The 17,885-nt window shown below is 68.3% G+C and carries 16 protein-coding genes, 3 pseudogenes and 1 riboswitch; of the genes and pseudogenes, 12 read left to right on the top strand and 7 right to left on the bottom strand.

Features of this window, described 5'->3' with window-relative positions:
* The 4 genes and pseudogenes from BJF77_RS15735 to BJF77_RS15720 form a co-directional block, all read left to right on the top strand.
* Positions 1-278, top strand: a pseudogene (locus BJF77_RS15735) (GTP 3',8-cyclase MoaA); the annotation flags it as partial.
* Between the two features lie 39 nt (positions 279-317).
* Positions 318-653 carry a MoaD/ThiS family protein gene (locus BJF77_RS15730; protein WP_083665211.1) on the top strand — a complete coding sequence of 112 codons (336 nt, stop codon included), beginning with the start codon at positions 318-320 and terminating at the stop codon, positions 651-653.
* Positions 650-1,243, top strand: coding sequence for a molybdenum cofactor guanylyltransferase (locus BJF77_RS15725; RefSeq protein WP_075872759.1), 594 nt, complete (start codon positions 650-652; stop codon positions 1,241-1,243). Before BJF77_RS15730 ends, BJF77_RS15725 begins: the two co-directional genes overlap by 4 nt.
* Before the next feature lie 29 nt (positions 1,244-1,272).
* A complete protein-coding gene (locus BJF77_RS15720) occupies positions 1,273-1,563 on the top strand; it encodes a DUF6457 domain-containing protein (protein ID WP_075872758.1) in 291 nt (96 codons plus the stop codon).
* 316 nt (positions 1,564-1,879) lie between these two features.
* Here the strand turns inward: BJF77_RS15720 and BJF77_RS15715 are convergent, their stop codons facing one another.
* The 4 genes from BJF77_RS15715 to BJF77_RS15700 form a co-directional block, all read right to left on the bottom strand.
* Complete coding sequence (locus BJF77_RS15715) at positions 1,880-2,347, bottom strand: pyridoxamine 5'-phosphate oxidase family protein (protein ID WP_075872757.1); 468 nt, start codon at positions 2,345-2,347, stop codon at positions 1,880-1,882.
* Between the two features lie 25 nt (positions 2,348-2,372).
* A complete protein-coding gene (locus BJF77_RS15710; protein ID WP_075872756.1) occupies positions 2,373-3,575 on the bottom strand; it encodes a globin domain-containing protein in 1,203 nt (400 codons plus the stop codon).
* Between the two features lie 178 nt (positions 3,576-3,753).
* Positions 3,754-4,086: a cupin domain-containing protein gene (locus tag BJF77_RS15705; protein ID WP_075872755.1), complete on the bottom strand. Its 333-nt coding sequence runs from the start codon at positions 4,084-4,086 to the stop codon at positions 3,754-3,756.
* 179 nt (positions 4,087-4,265) lie between these two features.
* On the bottom strand, positions 4,266-6,932 hold the full coding sequence (locus tag BJF77_RS15700) for a multicopper oxidase domain-containing protein (RefSeq protein WP_083665210.1): 2,667 nt from the start codon (positions 6,930-6,932) through the stop codon (positions 4,266-4,268).
* Between the two features lie 865 nt (positions 6,933-7,797).
* Positions 7,798-7,910, top strand: a riboswitch (SAM riboswitch).
* Between the two features lie 5 nt (positions 7,911-7,915).
* Here BJF77_RS15700 and BJF77_RS15695 point away from each other — a divergent pair.
* The 4 genes and pseudogenes from BJF77_RS15695 to BJF77_RS15680 all read left to right on the top strand — a co-directional run bounded on the left by BJF77_RS15695 (position 7,916) and on the right by BJF77_RS15680 (position 12,005).
* Positions 7,916-9,220, top strand: a complete 1,305-nt coding sequence (locus tag BJF77_RS15695) for an O-acetylhomoserine aminocarboxypropyltransferase/cysteine synthase family protein (protein WP_139318611.1) — start codon at positions 7,916-7,918, stop codon at positions 9,218-9,220.
* Between the two features lie 31 nt (positions 9,221-9,251).
* Positions 9,252-9,683 (top strand): annotated as a pseudogene (locus tag BJF77_RS22095) (PLP-dependent transferase); the annotation flags it as partial.
* Positions 9,684-9,903: 220 nt separating this feature from the next.
* Positions 9,904-10,923, top strand: a complete 1,020-nt coding sequence (locus tag BJF77_RS15685) for a DUF1852 domain-containing protein (RefSeq protein WP_075872752.1) — start codon at positions 9,904-9,906, stop codon at positions 10,921-10,923.
* On the top strand, positions 10,920-12,005 hold the full coding sequence (locus tag BJF77_RS15680; protein ID WP_075872751.1) for a methionine synthase: 1,086 nt from the start codon (positions 10,920-10,922) through the stop codon (positions 12,003-12,005). Before BJF77_RS15685 ends, BJF77_RS15680 begins: the two co-directional genes overlap by 4 nt.
* A 437-nt stretch (positions 12,006-12,442) precedes the next feature.
* Here BJF77_RS15680 and BJF77_RS21140 read toward each other — a convergent pair whose 3' ends face one another.
* A complete protein-coding gene (locus BJF77_RS21140; protein WP_222845019.1) occupies positions 12,443-12,661 on the bottom strand; it encodes a hypothetical protein in 219 nt (72 codons plus the stop codon).
* A gap of 171 nt (positions 12,662-12,832) precedes the next feature.
* A complete protein-coding gene (locus BJF77_RS21135; protein WP_222845018.1) occupies positions 12,833-13,309 on the bottom strand; it encodes an alpha/beta hydrolase in 477 nt (158 codons plus the stop codon).
* 471 nt (positions 13,310-13,780) lie between these two features.
* Here BJF77_RS21135 and BJF77_RS15670 point away from each other — a divergent pair, with 471 nt between their 5' ends.
* Both BJF77_RS15670 and BJF77_RS15665 read left to right on the top strand, forming a co-directional pair.
* The gene (locus tag BJF77_RS15670) at positions 13,781-14,065 is read left to right on the top strand and encodes a hypothetical protein (protein ID WP_139318610.1); all 285 of its coding nucleotides are present in this window, start codon (positions 13,781-13,783) and stop codon (positions 14,063-14,065) included.
* A 286-nt stretch (positions 14,066-14,351) separates the two neighbouring features.
* On the top strand, positions 14,352-14,603 hold the full coding sequence (locus BJF77_RS15665) for a hypothetical protein (RefSeq protein ID WP_047803402.1): 252 nt from the start codon (positions 14,352-14,354) through the stop codon (positions 14,601-14,603).
* A 608-nt stretch (positions 14,604-15,211) separates the two neighbouring features.
* Here BJF77_RS15665 and BJF77_RS15660 read toward each other — a convergent pair.
* Entirely contained in the window at positions 15,212-15,499 is a 288-nt protein-coding gene (locus BJF77_RS15660) for a hypothetical protein (protein WP_075872748.1), read from the bottom strand.
* A gap of 427 nt (positions 15,500-15,926) precedes the next feature.
* Between BJF77_RS15660 and BJF77_RS15655 the strand changes: the two genes are divergently transcribed.
* Both BJF77_RS15655 and BJF77_RS15650 read left to right on the top strand, forming a co-directional pair.
* Positions 15,927-16,364, top strand: a complete 438-nt coding sequence (locus tag BJF77_RS15655) for a VOC family protein (protein ID WP_075872747.1) — start codon at positions 15,927-15,929, stop codon at positions 16,362-16,364.
* A gap of 515 nt (positions 16,365-16,879) precedes the next feature.
* Positions 16,880-17,885, top strand: a pseudogene (locus tag BJF77_RS15650) (arginine--tRNA ligase); the annotation flags it as partial.

Below are 17,885 nucleotides of genomic sequence, written 5' to 3'. Positions count from 1 at the left end.
GCACCGTGGGAGTGATCGCCTCGGTCACGGAGCCCTTCTGCGCCGACTGCAAGCGCACCCGGATCACCGCCGAGGGCCGGGTCCGCTCCTGCCTGTTCTCCCACGAGGAGGTCGACCTGCTGGAGCTGCTGCGCGCCGGGGCCACCGATGCGCAGCTGGCTGACCGGTGGCGGGCGGCGATGTGGGTCAAGCCCGCCGCCCACGGCATGGAGCACCCCGGCCTGGACAGCCCCGACTACGTCCAGCCGGAGCGCTCCATGAGCGCGATCGGGGGCTGAGCCCGTGGCCGCTCGAAGACAGCAATCGAAGAAGGAACGATGAGTCAGAACACCGCCGATCACATCGCTGGAAGCCGCACCCGTGCCACGGGCACCACCGTGCGGGTGCGGTACTTCGCGGCCGCGCGGGCGGCCGCCGGAACCGAGGCCGAGACCCTGCAGCTACCTGCCGTGGACGGTCCGCCCCCTACCCGCGCTGACGTGGAGGCATTGCTGGGGCAACTGCATTCCCAGCCGGTCACTGGGCAGCCGCCGCTGGCGCAGGTGCTGGCCCGCTCCAGTTTCCTGCTCAACGGCGTGGCCTGCCCAGAACCTGCGACCGAAATTCCGGATGCGGCGGTCCTCGACGTCCTGCCGCCCTTCTCCGGGGGATGAGCACCCCAGCCGGCGCTCCGGTCTTCCACGTTGTGGTCCTGGCCGGGGGCCGATCCTCCCGGCTGGGCGGCACACCCAAGGCGGGCCTACGGCGAGACGGGCGCACCCTCGTGGAGCTCACGGTGGACGCGGTGCAGGGCGCCGCCGGGGTCGTTGTGGTCGGACCCGCGGACCTGGCCATCTCCGCCGGCGCGCTGCGGACCCGGGAGGACCCTCCGTTCTCCGGACCGGCTGCGGGTATCGCGGCCGGGCTGGCCGCCCTCGAGGCGCTGCCGGAGGCGGACTGGACCATGACCCTGGCCTGCGACATGCCCGAAGTGGCCCGAGCGGTGCCCCTGTTACTGGCGGCCGCCCGGGCCGCGCCGGAAGCGGACGGACACATCGGCGTCACCCCCGAGGGCCGACGTCAGCCCCTGGTAGCCCTATACCGCACCGAGGCGCTGCGCGCGGCCTACGCGGACCAGGACCCCACCAATCGCTCGGTACGCTCCTTCACCCATGACCTTCTCCTGCAGGAGGTCACTGTGGGCGAGGACGCCACCGCGGACGTGGACACGTGGGACGACGTGCACACCTTCCGCCTCAGCTGACAGAACACCCCCGAGGAAAGGAACGCGGCATGGCGAAGAAGATGACGCCCGAGGAACGACGCCTGCTCTGCGCATGGATCGACCAGCTCAGAACCGACTTCGAGCTAGACGCCATGGACGTGCCTCTGGAAGACCTGCTGGCTCTGGCCGGGGTGGTCTCCACCGGGGTGGCCCGCCCCGCTGTGCCGGTCACGGCCTATGTCGCCGGATACCTCGCGGCCCTGCGCACCCGGCAGGTACCGGATCACGGCGCCGCCCACACCATCCAGGACGTCATCGCGGTCGTACCGGCCCCTGTTGCGGACCCACAAGGCATCTGATTCTGCCCCGGCTCCTGGCGCAACCGCAGCTGCGGTGTAGAGGCGCCCGGTAATGCCGTGGATGAACGCGCCCACCACCACCGCGACCCCGTTCCTGTTTCGGGGCTCGTATGAACCCCGCCACGGGGACGACGGGTGGAGCCAGCAGGATCGAGCCGAGCGGGGCCAGGCCGAAGGTGCTGCCACCGGCAGCACCTCCGGCCCCGGCGCATCGCTCATCATCACCGGTGCTCATCATCGAGCCCTGTGGCCTCGCGTAGGCGAGACCACAGGGCTCGATTGGCGCATCTGTCCAGACGGTCGGCGCTGCGGTAGATCAGTCCACTGGCGACCGCGGTGCCTCCGAGAAGGGGGTGCGCCACACCTTCGGGTCGGCCACCTGGAACCGGCGCCCCGACACGGCGGTGGGGTGAATGCGCAGGAACCGTCCCTTCGGTCCACCCTGCCACGGCAGCAGAGGCAGGCTCAGCGTGTCGGTCAGAGTCTCGACGCCGCGGATCTGTTCGGACCGTCCCTTGACCACCACGCTCCAGGCCCGGTTGACCGACGCCTCGTACCCGTCGATCTCCAGGGCCACGGGCACACCGGACAGAGCCGCCGAGAGCTTGGTGCCTTCCGTAGTGCGGAACACCAAGCTGCTGTGGTCCACCACGTAGTTGATCGGGAAAATCTCCGGGTGGTCTGCCACCCAGACCGCCAGACGGCCGATACCGGTGGCCCGCAGCAGCGTCCAACAGGCACTGGTCGACAGTGTTTCGATTCCGTCCTCGTACTCCGCGGTCATGACGTCCTCCTCAGAACCTGCGTTCCTACTCGAAATCGGCCAGCCACAGGTCAGGACCGAACACCTCGTACTGAATGTCCTTGGCCGGCACTCCGCGGGCGATGAGGTCGCTGCGCACCGCTTGCATGAACGGCAAGGGCCCGCACAGGTAGTACTGGGCCTGGGCGGGCAGCTCCACGGCCCGCACGTCCATCAGTCCCGCGTGCTCGTTCGGACCCGGGGCGGGGGAGGGATGTTCGAACCACACGGCCAGGGACCCGTCCAGCAGCTCCTCAAGGTCAGCGGTGACCTGGGTGCGCAGCGCGAAGGTTTCCGGGGAGGCATCAGCGTGCAGAAGCACCACCTTGCGCTGGGCCCCGCCCGCCACCAGGTGGGAGAGCATCCCGGCCATCGGGGTGATGCCGATTCCGGCGCTGACCAGCACCACCGGCCGGTCGGTGTACTCCAGGACCACGTCCCCGAAGGGCGCCGAGAGGGTGATCTCATCACCGATCTGCACCTGATCGTGCAACAAGGTCGACATCTCCCCGGCCGGGGTGCCGTTGCCGCGGATGCGCTTGACGGCGAACACCCGGTGCCGCCCATCGTCGGCCTTCGTGAGGCTGTACTGGCGCGGTTGGTGCACCCCGTCAGGCATCTGCATCTTGCAGGTGACGTACTGGCCCGGCAGAGAGGGCTTGACCTCCCGCTCATCGACGCGCTCCACCACGAAGGTCACCACATCGGCGGTCTGAGTGATCTTCTCGACCACTCGCCAGGTGCGCCAGACGGTGTCCGGGGACAGGCGGGTGGCCTCGTAAAGGCCACGCTCCTGGGTGATCAGCGCATTGGCCATCAACCAGTACACCTCGTCCCAGGCCGCGGCGACCTCCTCGGTGACGGCCTCGCCGAGGACATCGACGATGGCCCACATGAGGTGGTCGTGGACGATCTGGTACTGCTCCGGGGCCAGCCCGAGGGAGACGTGCTTGTGCGCGATGCGCGAGAGCAGGTGGTCGGGCATCTCGGTGGGCCGGTTCACCAGGTATCCGGCGTAGCCGGCCACGGACCCGGCCAGGGCCTGCTGCTGACGGCCGTCGGCCTGGTTGCCGCGGTTGAACAACCCGTCCAGCAGTTCGGGGTGCTCGGCGAACATGTGCGCGTAGAAGCGCCGGGCGATCTCCTGGATGTTCTCCCCGACCACGGGCAGGGTGGCCTTCACAACGGGGTAGGCGGTGTCTGACAGCATATTTTGCTCCTCTGAAGGGTTCGGCAGGATCAGGATTCTCGCGGTTCATGCCCCAGCTGACATCGGGTGCCCCCACGGGTCCCGGTGCGAGCACCAAGCAGGTGCCGCACCGTCGCCCAATGGGTAGTTGGGCGATCATCATGGGCCGTAGCGGGTGCCGTGGCCGCGCACTGGAGGCTCAACGGTGTTTGGCCACACTCAACAGCACGACGGTGTCCTCCACCGCCTCCAGCCCGTGACGGGCCTGCGGAACGATGAGCAGATCCCCCGGGGACCCGTTCCACTCGAGGTCTCCGGCACTCAGGAGGACTCGTCCGTGGAGTACGTGAACGGTGGCTTCACCGGGATTGTTGTGCTCGTTCAAAGCGGAGCCTGCCCGCAGCGCGATGACGGTCTGGCGCATCACCTGCTCATGGCCGCCGAACACTGTGTGAGCGCTGCGCCCGCTCGGGGCCTGTTGGGCGATCTCCAGCTGGTGGCGGGCCAGAGCGGTCAACGACGACTTCTGCACCACGATCATTCCTTTCGGTAGCGATGGACAAACTTGTTGTGGCCGTACCGGTGGGTCCCGGTCGCCCACACGGCCTCCACCGCGATCTGCCCTTCGGGCGGGCGGGACCGTCACCAACTTCTGACTGTCGTGCTGACAGGCAGGTACTAGTCGGCTTCGTCGGATGCGCAGAGGAGGTATCACGGGGAGACCTGGATCAGCCCTCTGGCCCCGCGTTCGGCCTCGGCCAGGGAGTGATTGACGAACGGGTAGGTGCCGGGCTCGGAGAACTCCAGCTCCACGAACCCGCCCTGGGCCGGGGCCAGGTCCAGGGCTTGGGCTCCGCCCGATCCGGTCACGCCCGGAGGCAGAAGATAGGCGCCCTCCTTGTAGACGGTGTCGAACTGGCCACCCACCACATGGAAGCTCATTCCCTTCGACGGCCCCGCCGCCAGCACCCAGATCCGCACCCGTTCACCGGTCTGCGCGGTGAGCGGGTTGTGGACGTACTGGGTGGCGTGCCCGTTGAACATTGTCAGCGACGGCACGCCCTGCCCGACCGGCTCCGGGGCCACCACCGCGTTCGCCCCTCCCGCGGCAGGCTCCCCGGCCGGGGAGAGATAGGTCTCGTTCTGCACCAGCAGGAACTCCCGGTCCACGTCTGGCAGACCGGGCGGGTCGATCACCACGGCCCCGAACATCCCGGCCGCCAGATGCGTGCTCATCGGAGCCGTGGAGCAGTGATAGAGCCAGATGCCTGAGCGGACGGCCTCGAACCGGTAGACCAGCGACTCTCCCGGGGCGATGGTGCGCATCGGCCCGTCCGGGGCGACCGCTCCGGCGTGGAAGTCCACCGAATGCCCCATCGACCCGTCATTGACCAGGGTGATCTCGAAGACATCACCCACCTGCCCGTGCAGCGTCGGGCCCATGTACCGGCCGTTGTAGGTCCACCCCTGCAGCTGCACCCCTGGGGCGATCTCCTGCGGTGTCTCCTCGACCTCGAGCTCCACCCGGTGCACCCGGCGCCCGCTCTCCACCTCACCGTCCACCGGTTCCAGCACGGGGGAGCGGGTGACGAACCGATCCCCGGGTGCGGCGCCGAAGTCCACGGCCGCGGCCGGCTCCGCAACCGGCTCCGTGGTGGGCGCGTGGGGGCCCGGGTATCCGACCGCCTCCTGCGCTGCCACCGGTGCCGCAGCCACGGCGGTGCCGTCGGCGTCGACCGCGATGACGTCGAAGCCCATGCCCATGCTTTTGTGCCCGACGATCGAGCACCACCCCTCCACCGGCCCACCGATCACCCCGGCCTCGACGGTCACGGTCTGCCCAAGGGCCACCCGGCCGCTGCTGGCCCCGGAAGCCAGGACGAGGTCATGGACGTTCGTGGGGTCGTTGTTCGTCAGCTCGATCACCAGCTCGTCACCCACCGGGACCTCCACCGAGGCCGGCTCGAACCGCATGCCTTCCTCGGCGCTGACCTCCACGGTGGTGGTCCTTCCCGTGGCCTGCACCGGGCTGGCGCCCTGAGCGCGAAGATCGAAGCCGGTCGCCGCCGGGTTCAGCGCGATGCCCACCACCACCGCGGTGGCCACGGTGAGCACCCCGGCCACCGCCCCGCGCCCATGCCGGGAAGGCGGCACCTCCCCGCCCGGGGCAGCCGGGCTCGGCCCCGACGTGTCCGCCCGGGCCCGGCTTCGAGACGGCGGTGCCGCAACAGCCTTCCGTCCGGCCACCGAGACCTTGGCCGCAGAGACCATCAGAGGAACAAAGGCGAAGAACACCGCGGCCCCCAGCACCGAAACCACGGCCCGCACCCAGGACGGCAGCAGGTCCGAGGGCAGGCTGAACAGCAGCACGCACAGATTGATGACCACCACACGGAACATGGCCGCCCGGTTCATCACTCGATTGGCGGCCCGTACGGTCGCCGGGCCGCCGCCGATCGTGACAGGCAGGAGGTAGGTCATGGCACCCAGCAGTACTTGGGCCAGGAAACCGGCCACGAACGGCACGGTCAGCTGCCGCAGCACCGCCGTCTCGAATCCGTGCCCGGCCACCAGCCAGGTGATCACCACCGTCGTGGCCAACCACCACATCACCCCGGCAGCCACGGAGAAGCCCGCGTAGTCGGCCGGCCGCCGACGGCAAGCGGTGCCGGCCATGACCACCGCCACGGCCACCAGCCCACAGATGTAGGCGGCCAGACCGGCCATCGTCACCCACACCGTCCCGAGCAGGGATCCCCCGACCGTGGTCACGATTCCCCCGGTCATCACCGGCAGAGCGACTGCGGTGATCCGAGAGGAGAAACCGACCATGCGGGTGCGCAAGATCGTGGGCCACAGCGTCAGCAGCGTGCCCGCGACCGTCAACCCCACGAAGCCCAGCACATTGGTCGCCTCGTGCGCCAACAGGACCCGGGCATGCCACGGTGCGGACAGCCCGGCGGCCAGCACGGCCCCCAGCACCGCCCCGACGGGCAACAGGAACGCGGCCACCACGTAATACTTCACGGTCACAGCGAATCGCGACGGCAGCGCCGTGCGCAGCTGCCCCAGCAACGCAGTGCCGTGCCAGGTCAGCGCGGCCCCGATCAGGACCGCCGCCAGCACGGTCAGCCAGTACCAGGTGCTCAGCAACCCGGCGATCAGCAGCACGATCCCCACGTTGAGCATGCGGATGCGGGCCAGTTGCCGTCTCCTGGAGCCATCGGGCAGCCGGTTCTTCAGCAATGACTCGGTGAAGTGCTGGGACCACACCATGATCGAATTGGTGATCAAGCCCAGGGTCACCAGGTGCACCATCACCCAGCGGAAGTCAGGAACCCAGCGATGGACCAAGATGACGACCAGCAGCACGCCCATCCAGATGCGAATCGGTGCGGCACTCCGGCGATGCCATGACGCGCGGCCGTGAAGCCGTGGGCGACTGATCACGTGACTCATCCATTCCTAATCTTGCATTTCATTTGCAAGTATAAGTGTCGTCATCGGCTGCCCATAACGCGAGGAAGTCGCGATCCTGAGGAGAGGGGTTGCAATCGGCCCGGGAGTTGGCGCACGACCACGTTGGCCGGATGAACCCGCTCACTCGTATTCGATGACCACACGTCATCACCGTCGTCATCGATGACCGATCCGCACGATCGGCCACCACACGCATGAGTCGGAAAATACCGCGCAGCACCCTGATTGTCCTGTCGCTGCCATCCCACACCGACACCAAGCCCCGCGCAGGAAGTGCGGAGTCGAGTGGGGGAGTCGGGGCGCCTCCACCGCTTTACATATGGCCGGCTACCGGACATTGCCCGCGGGAACGATAATGCAGTTGAGGCTGGTCATACGCCGCGGGTTGCCACGGCCGAAGAGCGGGGCCGGGGAGAGCCCTCCTGTGGTGCCGGAGGACGAATCCGATGGCTCCGTGCACGGCTCCCGGGATCCGGTTGACGCCGTTCACCACGCCGTTGATGACGCCACCCCCAGGCGGGCGTCATCTTCTCCGCGCACAACGCCCTCGACGACGCCCTGGTCTTCCGTCGGGACATCACTGAGCCCACGATGAGGGCCGGGCGGCCGGCCGTCATAACCTGTCACAAACCCGGCCCGACGTCGGCCGAAGCGGCCGAGCGCGATCGCCCGGCCCGAATATGTCCCGACGTGTGGTTTTGTGACAACCGACCCCACCGTCCGTTGGACTATAGAGCCGTCCATCGAGTGGGATGAGCGCACCACACCATCCAGAGCGGCCGAGAGATCTGGCTCGACGACGCCGCAGCAACCAGTCAGCCGACCCTGGGACACCGGGACCGGCGGGCACGGTGCTACCGCCAGGACCGATGGAGGATCGAGTGAATCACCACGCCACCCAACAGGTCCACGCCGGCTACGAGCCCGAGGCCCCCTACTGGCCGGTGGCCGTGCCCATCCACCAGACGGCGGCCTACCGCTTCCCCGATCACGCCACGGCCGCCTCGATGTTCCGGCTGGAGACCCCCGGGTTCACCTACAGCCGCACGGGCAACCCCACGGTCGCCGTGTTCGAGAACCGACTGGCGGCCCTGGAGGGCGGGATCGGGGCCATCGGCACCGCCACGGGACAAGCCGCCGTCGCACTGTCCCTGCTGACCCTGCTCCACGGCGGTAAGCACTTGGTCGCCTCCAGCCAGCTCTACGGCGGGACGGTGGACCTGCTGACGGACACCTTCGCCGACTTCGGCATCGAGGTCACTTTCGCCGACCCGGCCGACCCGCAGGCCTGGGGCGCGGCGATCCGGCCGGACACCCGCGCGTTCCTCCTGGAGTCCATCACCAACCCGCTGGCCACCGTGCCGGACCTGCCGGCGCTGGCGGACATCGCCCACGCCTCCGGGGTCCCGGTCGTGGTGGACAGCACCTTGGCGACGCCGGTCCTGTACCGGCCACTGGAACATGGTGCCGACGTGGTGGTGCACTCCGCCACGAAGTTCCTCGGCGGGCACGGGGCCGTCCTCGGCGGGGCGATCGTGGACGGCGGCACCTTCGACTACGGCGCAGCCCCGGAGCGGTGGCCCCAACTGACCCGGCCCAAGGCCCGCTACGGCGGACAGGCACTCATCGACCGGCACGGCCGCGGCGCCTACCTGGCGCTGGCGCGCAGCAAGTTCCTGCCCGACCTCGGCCCCTCCCTCGCCCCGGCCAGCGCCGCCCAGTTCATCCAGGGCCTGGAGACCCTCGCCGTCCGCATCGCCCGGCAGGAGGAGACCGCGCGAACGGTCGCCGAGCACCTGGCCCGGCACCCCACCGTCGGGCGCGTCCACCACCCGGCGATCCCCGGACATCCCAGCGCCGCTCTCGCCGAGAGGGACTTCCCGCACGGCACCGGCTCGGTGTTCTCCTTCGACCTGGCCGCCGGCCCCGAGGCCATCGGCCCGTTCATCGACGCTCTGGAGCTGCTCCAGCTCGTGGCCAACATCGGGGACGTGCGCTCCCTGGTCAGCCCCCCGGCGACCATGACGCACTGCCGGCTCACCCCTAACCAACGCCGGGCCGCAGGCATCGCTGAGACCACGATCCGGCTGTCCATCGGACTGGAGTGTCCCGAGGCCCTGATCGCCGACCTCGACCGGGCGCTGGCCACCGTACCGGCCTCGGCCCTGACCGGGAAGGCGCGCTGAGGTGACCCTCCTGACCGACTCAGCACAGACGGACACTGCGCCGACGGCCCGGGGACTGAAGACCTTGGGCCTGCGGATGGACCGGCACGGCGCGAACGCCGCGGAGCTGGCCGGCTGGTTGCGGGAGCACCCGGCGGTCGGGCAGGTATACTCCCCCGGGCTCCCGGAGCACCGCGGGCACGAGCTGGCGGCCCGGCAGATGGACGGATTCGGCGGGATCGTGTCCGTGCGGCTGGGCGGGGGAGAGCCCGCCGCACGGGCGTTCGCCCAGTCCACGGAGCTGTTCGCCCTGTCCGTCAGCCTCGGCGGGGTCGAGTCCCTCATCTGCTACTGCTCCAAGATGACCCACGCCTCCGTGCGAGGCACGGCCCTGGAGGTCCCGGCCGACCTGGTCCGGCTGTCCGTGGGCGTCGAGGACGTCACCGACCTGCAGGCGGACCTCGAAGCGGCACTGGAGTGCGCCGCGCGCCCCGGACCGGTCAGCGCCGCGTCACCGCCGCGGCCCGCGCGGCCCGGGGAACCGGCAGCCCGGAGGCCCGGATCGACGTCGTCCGGGCAGCGCCGGGGGTGCCGGGAGCATGACTGGGGCGACCTTCGGGAGGGCAGTGCACGAGCAGCAGGGAAGGACGTTCGAGATGAGTACACATCTGGCAGGCAGGCCCCCGGTCCACAGCGAGGAATCGATGCATCAGACCACCAGGACGAACGACTTCACGTTCGATATCAGCACGACCCGCTTCGATGAGGACTACTGCCCCTCGTCCAGTTCCCGAGGCACGACGAACTTCGCGAACCTGGCCCGCGGCGAGAACCGTCGGCAGAACCTCCGAAACACCCTGACAATGATCAATAGTCGCTTCAACGACCTGGCCCACTGGGACAATCCCAGCCGGGATCGCTATGTCGTGGAGATCGAGATCGTCTCCGTGGACCTGCACTTCGCCGCCGACGGCGACGACGCGGTGTTCCCCCTGATCGAGGTCCTCGACGTGCAGATCCTCGACACGCTGTCCAATGTGCACATCGACGGGATCGTGGGGAACAACTTCTCGTCCTACCTCCGGGACTATGACTTCAGCGTGGTGCTGCCGGAACACCACGCGAAGGCGTCCCGGTCCAGCATCCCCGATGACTTCGGCGAATTGCACGGGAAGCTCTTCACGCACTTCCTGGACTCCGAGGCCTACCGCGAGCGGTTCCGCCAGCCGCCCGTGATCTGCATCAGCGTCTCGAGCACCAAGACGTATCGTCGGCTCGAGAACCACCATCCGATCCTCGGGGTGGAGTATCGGCAGGATGAATCCTCCTTGACGGATCGATACTTCGAGAGGATGGGACTGCGGGTCCGCTACTTCATGCCCCGCGGCGCGGTCGCACCCCTGGCGTTCTACTTCCGGGGGGATCTCCTCAATGACTATTCCAACCTGGCACTCATCGGCCTCATCAGCACGATGGAAGCGTTCCAGAAGATCTATCGCCCGGAGATCTACAACGCCAATGCGGCAGCTGGTCGGGTCTACCGGCCGAGCCTGGAGAGTCGAGACTACTCGGTGACGCAGATCGCCTACGACCGCGAGGAGCGCAGTCAGCTGGCCCTCATGCAGGGGAAGTTCACGGAGGAGCACTTCGTGAAGCCACACCAGACCCTCCTGGAGCAGTGGGCCGCGGCCCACTGCGGACGACAGACGGAGAAGCACCGATGAACACCCTGTTGCCCACCACCATCGTCGGCAGCCTGCCCAAGCCCTCCTGGCTCGCGGAAGGTGAGACGCTGTGGTCCCCTTGGAAGCTGGACGGCGAGGAACTGCGCGAGGGCAAGCGGGATGCGCTGAGCCTGGCCGTGAACGAGCAGCAGCAGGCGGGTATCGACATCGTCAGCGACGGCGAACAGACCCGTCAGCACTTTGTCACCACGTTCATCGAACACCTCAGCGGCGTCGACTTCGAACACCGGAAGACGGTGCGGATCCGTGACCGCTACGACGCGAGCGTCCCGACGGTCGTCGGCGCGGTGGGCCGTGAGCGGTCGGTTTTCCTCGAAGACGCGAAGGCCCTCCGCGCGCGGACCAGCCGGCCCATCAAGTGGACGCTCCCCGGTCCCATGACCATGATCGACACCCTCTACGACAAGCACTACAGGAGTCGCGAAAAGCTCGCCTGGGAGTTCGCGAAGATCCTCAACCAGGAGGCCAAAGAGCTGGAGGCGGCGGGCGTCGACATCATCCAGTTCGACGAGCCTGCCTTCAACGTGTTCTTCGACGACCTCAAGGAGTGGGGCGTGGCCGCACTGGAGCGAGCGGCCGAGGGACTGCGCAGCAAAACGGCCGTGCATATCTGCTACGGCTACGGCATCAAAGCCAATACCGAGTGGAAGGCGACGCTCGGGTCGGAGTGGCGCCAGTATGAGATGTCATTCCCGCTCCTCCAGCAGTCGACGATCGACATGGTCTCCTTGGAACGCCACAACTCCCGCGTCCCGGTCGAGCTCATCGAGCTGCTCCGAGGTAAGGAGGTGATGGTCGGGGCCATCGACGTCGCCAGCGACGCGATCGAATCCCCGGAGGAAGTGGCCAGCACTCTTCGGCAGGTGCTCCGGTTCGTCGATGCGGACAAGCTGTATCCGAGCACCAACTGCGGCATGGCGCCACTGGCTCGAAAGGTTGCGCGAGACAAAATGATCGCTCTCGCTGCGGGTGCGGAGATCATCCGAGCGGAACTCTCGGGAGTAAGCCTCGAAGTGACGGCCAGCCAGGGAGTTCAAGACCCGGCGGTGAGCCCCGCCTGACGCCCGAAGGAAACGTCCCCGCTAGCAGCCCCGGGAACGGACGGGACCGAACTGCCGCCCAAGCCCACGGTCCGACGTGCTGCGGTGCCAAGACGGGCCTGTCGCCATCACGGGCACCATCCTGACTTGCCCGGTGCGGTAGTCCACGACCCGGCCATCGGGGTACCTGCGGGTGTTGCCGCTCGTGAAATGGTTTCAGCAGTCTCTCCAAGGCAGTCGCCGGGCGCAGATGGCAGTGATGGCCAGGACGAGGACAGCGGTGACCTGCCCGGCGGCGTCGGCAGCGGCGATCGGGCGGGCATCTGACAAGACACTGGGGCGGGTGGAGGCGGCCAAGGGCACACCTTGGAAGACATCCAGTCGGGGTAACGCACCACCCGCTTCACATATGGGCCGGTTAGCGGCGGACCGTGTTTCGGTGAAGTTCCGGTTCGTGTCTAAGGTCGTGGGGTTTCCGGGGTGGGGAGATGGTCGTCGAGGTAGTCGGCGGCGAGTTGGGCGATCTCGGGCCAGCCGTGGTCGATGGTCAGGGAGTGCCCGCGGTGCGGGACCTCCACCAGGGCGGTGGGGTGGGGGTTGCGCTGCTGTTTGGCGTATTCGCTCCGGACCACGCCGAGGGGGACGAGCCGGTCGGTGGCCGAGCCGATGACCAGCATCGGCCCACGGTCGGGGTGGCGTCAGTCGGCGGTGGCGGCGGCCACGGGGGCGATCTGTCCGGCCACGGCTTCGAAGAGTGGTTTGCCGGGGCAGGCCACGTGCTGGGTCTCCCACAGCTGGCGGGCCTCCTGCTCGCTGACCTCGTTGGCCCAGGAGTAGCGGAACTGCGGCTAGCTCAACCGCACGGCTCGGCCGAGGTTGGCAGGATTCGTCAGTACCGGGGCGCCGCCGCGGACCACCGACCAGCGCAGCCCGAAGGCGCCGCGGAACGGGGCGGGGCTGACCCCGACGGTGGCTGCGGCCAGCCCCATGCCGGCGAGCTCGTGGGTGACCAGCCCGCCGAAGGAGTGGCCGATCAGGCCCGGGGCGCGTTCGAGGGCGGCGATGACGTCGGCGGCGTGCTCGGTCACATCCTGCACCCCGATGCCGGCCAGTGTCTCGGGGCGGGCCAGTGCTTCCTCGACGGTGGGCGGTTCACCGGGCCACTCGAGAGCCACGGTGGCGAGACCGCGGTCGGCGAGGAACTGACGCCACGGCGCCCACCCGGGGGCGATGGCCCACAGGCCGTGGACGAGCAGGACGATGCGGCGCCCGGAGGCGTTTGCTTCTTCGATCTGTTCCCGTTCGGTGGCGGTGATGGTGCTCATGATCGTCTCCTCGTGCCTGTGCTGACCCGCCGACGCCCGCGATCAGGTGTGGCCGCTCCGGTCATGGATGCGGCTTCGGTGCGGTCACGACTGTTCGGGTTCTCTCCGGGGACCTCGAGGGTCGAAGATGTGGGCGGTCCGTCACACACGATTTCCGACATTCAAGAGGGCCGTCGCCGCGAGTCAGGCGAAGCGCCGCTCCGGATTCGCCGACCTGTCCGATAAGGGTCTACAGGTGATGGCCCCGAGCGTGGCTCTTGCGTCGTGGCGCGGGTGCGCGGCATACGGTGGGGTCTGTCGAGCGGAGAGGCCTGATCTGGTGAGACGAGCCCTGCACGTGCATCGGCTGAGCACCTATCTGGTGTTCCAGGCGCTCACCCCGGTGCTGGCCCTGGCTACGCCGCCTTCCTATCCCCGGGCAGCTGGTCGGCCTGGGTGCTGTGCTGGGCGGTGCTGATGGGGGTGGGGTTGGTGTGGACCCAGCTGGTGTGGGGCCCGTGCTGGGCGGCCGGGGCCGACTACGGCTTGGCCGCCGGGATCCGGGTCCCCCTGATGGCCGTCGCCGGTGCGGCGCTGATGCTGCCCTTCCTGATCCTCAACGTGGTTCTCGACCCGGTGTGGTTCCTCTACGCCCTGGTCTTCACCCCTTACGGGCTGGTGGCCGGGTTGCTCGGTGGGGCTGTCCTGGCCGTCCGGGACCGCGGTGTCGCCCCTTTCTCTCACACCCACAACGCCGTCGAGGCGAGCCACCGCTAGGGAGATGTGCGCCCGCGGGCGTTCCTGATCTGTCAACGCTGCAGATGGGGTTCCACACAACCCCCGTTCTCAGAAGGCAAGTCAACTCAAGTCACCTGATCTTGCCATCGTCTTCTGGCTCCATCACCGTGACGCCACGGGGAGGTGCGGCCTCGAAGCTGTCTCACGATGTGGACGCGCACTACAGGCCCTGCCTTGATTACTGACGAGTAAGGTTACTAGCCTGTTTTGCATAGACAAACGTCTAGTGCTCGTTTCCAGGAGGCACCCCATGGCAGGAACGTTGATGAGCGTCGCCACAGGCGCGGGCGGCATGGCCACGGCGGCGGCCATGATCCAGCTGAGCCTGTCGATCAGCACCAGTGGTGCGCTGGAGCCGGCGGCGATCGCTCTGCTCATGATCGGGGCGGTGGCCTTGATCGCCCGTGTCGTCGTGGACTTCGAGTCCCGGTCGCGGCAGCACGTGGATCGGACCAGGGCACAGATCGAGGCCCGTCGACACCACCAGCAACAGCACCTCCTGGACGCACGGTCGTAGCTGCCGCTGCAGCCGTTCGCGCCCGAACACTGAGAGCCACAACGGCCAGGTTCCTTCGAGAACGTCTCAGCGACGCAGCTTCGCACATGGCCCGATCGGCGGCGATCCGTGCTGCGGCTGGGGTTTCCCGGGGTGCGTCGGAGACGTGCGTCATGGCGACCATGGCGCTCTGGAAGAGACGGCGACGTGGCCACTCGAGCGTTCGCGATCACACACCTCTGCTTCCTTTGGTGAACGACCTGGTTCCGGCGGGTGTTCTCGGGGGCGGTGGCATGAGGGAGGGGACTCTGCTGCTGAGAGGGGATTGCCTGTGGCCCCTCCATCTCTGGGACAGGCCGGTGATGCTGCGGATCCGGGGATTCGCCGCGATCGGTGAGTGCCCGGTTTGAGGCGGAGAGCAGAAGGGGCGGCACCGGCCGGGGGGCCGATCCCGCCCCTTTTCTGCTGGTCTGCGGCAGCGATGCCGGCGGTAGGAAAGCCACGGCCCCGAGACGGAAGGCCTCGCGCGTGCCGGTGGCGTAGGTGAGGGGCGGAGCCGAGAGGACGGTTCCGCCGTGGTCGAGGCGTGCGCGTAAGATCCTTCGCTGTGCCCGGTTGCCCGATCCGCATCATGGGTCGGCGCTCTCCTGGGGGCCCACCTGGTATTCCCGCAGGTCCAGCAGCTTGCGTTCCCCCAGTCCGTTCTCGAGGATCCAGACCACGCCCAAGGCAACCGAGACAGTCTCCACCGTTCCGGTCCAGTGCACCACCCCACGGATCCGGGCCTGCACCAGCTGTCCCGGGTGCAACGGCTGTGCCCCACTCCCCAAGTTGTTCCGATCCGCGGTGTCGGTGCCGCGGCCGATCACGGCGGCGTTCTCGGGCACCCCGCGCTCGGCGGTCTCATGCGAGCTCATGATCCATCCTGCCTCCTGGTGTGCGCCCGTCGAGGACTGTGACCAAAAGCGGCGCTGACCTGGGCGGACGCGTCTCCTCCTCCGTGGTGCGGTGAATCGGGGGCGAACCCGTCGCGCTCCAGGTCAGAGGGACGTCGTACACCGGTGCTGGACGGGGAGCCTCTGCGGGCTGCCGATGCAACGAGTCAGGCCCACACCACCCCAGGACCAGACGCCGACGACTCCGACTGGCTCGAGCCCCTCGGCCAGGACCACGGGACTGTCGCAGGAACCGGGCCAACGGCGGGCGTGCCTCCGCCGCCCCACGTACGACCCGGTCGGCGGCGGGCCAACTCGCGGTAGACGTGTCACGGCAGAGGAGCCGTTTTCCGGCACTGGGTGAAGCGTCAACCTGAAGTGGTTTCCTCGGCCGGGTAGCATGCATCGCATGTCCATCAAGTTCGAGAACGTCGGCATCGCCGTCCGTGATCTCGAAGCGGCGATCGCCTTCTTCACCGACCTCGGGCTGACCCTCCTGGGTCGTGAAACGGTCAGCGGTCAGTGGGCGGACACCGCTGTCGGTCTCGACGGCAACCACGCCCACATCGCCATGCTCCAGACACCGGACGGCAACGATCGCCTCGAGCTCTTCGAGTACATCCACCCCGCAGCGATCGAGACGGAGCCCACCCGGCCCAACGAGATCGGCATGCACCGCGTCGCCTTCTCGGTCGAGGACCTCGACGAGTCCCTCGAGATCGCCGCCCGGCACGGCTGCCACCCGCTGCGCGGCGTGGCGACCTATCAGGATGCCTACAAGCTCACCTATGTCCGGGGGCCCAGCGGCATCATCGTGATGCTCGCCGAGGAACTCGAGAGGCGCTGACGACACGTCGATGGTCGCGTGACCATCGACTTACGGGACGCCATCGCCGCAGGAGGCTGTGCGCGTTACATGTGGCCCATCCGCGGCGCACTTCGCTGCGGTAGCAGTTTCCCGGCGGACGCTCTGCACCGTACGCGAGTGTCCCCTGTGGGGAGCCGTCCTTGCGGTGTCGTCGGGCAGTGTACTTCGGTCAGGAAAGCGGACCTGCAGCGGCATGCGCTCCACGCCTGGAAGGCGTTGCTGTGGCAGTTCGACGGGATCGTCGAGTATGGCGGGCAGGGCCCGCATTCTCGTGCGCTGGGCAGTGTGGCCTGCCTTGAGGGTCCCAGCCGGCCTGCGGCCGGAGCGCCGAGGGCCTCGGCGTCGGCGCGCCGCTGCCGGTCACAGGCTGGGAGCAGCTCCTGGTCCACATGCCGCACCGATGTTCCGGACGTGGTGCATGTCGCCGTCGCGCATCGGCAGCGACCGTGTCAGGGCGATCGGGGCGCTCCACACTGCGGCCTTATGCTTCACGGGTGAATCCAGAAGAGCTGTCCGCCGCCATTTCCGCTTGTCTGGAGGCCGCCGTCGAGGCCGGTGACTTCGATGTCGAACTCCCCTCGGAGGTGCGTGTGGAGCGACCGAAGAACCGGGAGCACGGTGACTGGGCCACGAACATCGCTCTGCAACTGGGCAAGAAGGCGGGGATGAATCCGCGCGGGTTCGCCCAGATGCTCAGCGGCCGCCTGGACGGCATCGACGGCGTCAAGAGCGTCGACGTCGCCGGCCCGGGCTTCCTCAACATCACCCTGGACGCCGGCGCGGTGGGCGAGCTCGCCCGGACCGTCGTCGAGGCAGGGCCTGCCTACGGCACGAACGACGCCCTCGCGGGCCACACCATCAACATGGAGTTCGTCTCGGCGAATCCCACCGGGCCGCTGCATCTGGCCCACACGCGCTGGGCCGCACTGGGAGATTCGATCGCGCGTGTCCTGCGCGCCAGCGGTGCGGCGGTGACGGCCGAGTACTACATCAATGACGCCGGAACGCAGATGAACACCTTCGCCGCCTCCGTCCTGGCCACCATCAGGGGCCGACCGGTCCCGGAGGGCGGCTATCCGGGGGAGTACATCGCCGATCTCGGCCGCCAGGCGCTGGCTGCCCGGCCGGAGGTGGCGGACATGGGTGACGACGAGGCGTTGCCGATCGTCCGGGAACTGGCCTATCGAGCGCAGATGGCGGACATCAAGGAAACCCTGGCCGACTTCGGCGTGCACTTCGACGTGTTCTTCTCCGAGTCGGCCCTGCACGAGGGCGGAGCCGTGGGGCAGGCGGTGGACCGCCTGCGGGAGCAAGGACACGTCTTCGACCTCGATGGTGCCGTCTGGCTGCGCACCACCGACTTCGGCGACGACAAGGACCGGGTCCTCATCCGGGCCAACGGTGAGCCCACGTACTTCGCCTCCGACGCTGCGTACTACCTGTCGAAGAAGGACCGCGGGTTCCCCGAGAAGATCTATCTGCTCGGTGCCGACCACCACG

Source organism: Kocuria sp. CNJ-770 (assembly GCF_001942375.1).
GTDB classification, from domain to species: domain Bacteria; phylum Actinomycetota; class Actinomycetes; order Actinomycetales; family Micrococcaceae; genus Kocuria; species Kocuria oceani.
This window is presented reverse-complemented; position numbering and strand designations above follow the sequence as displayed.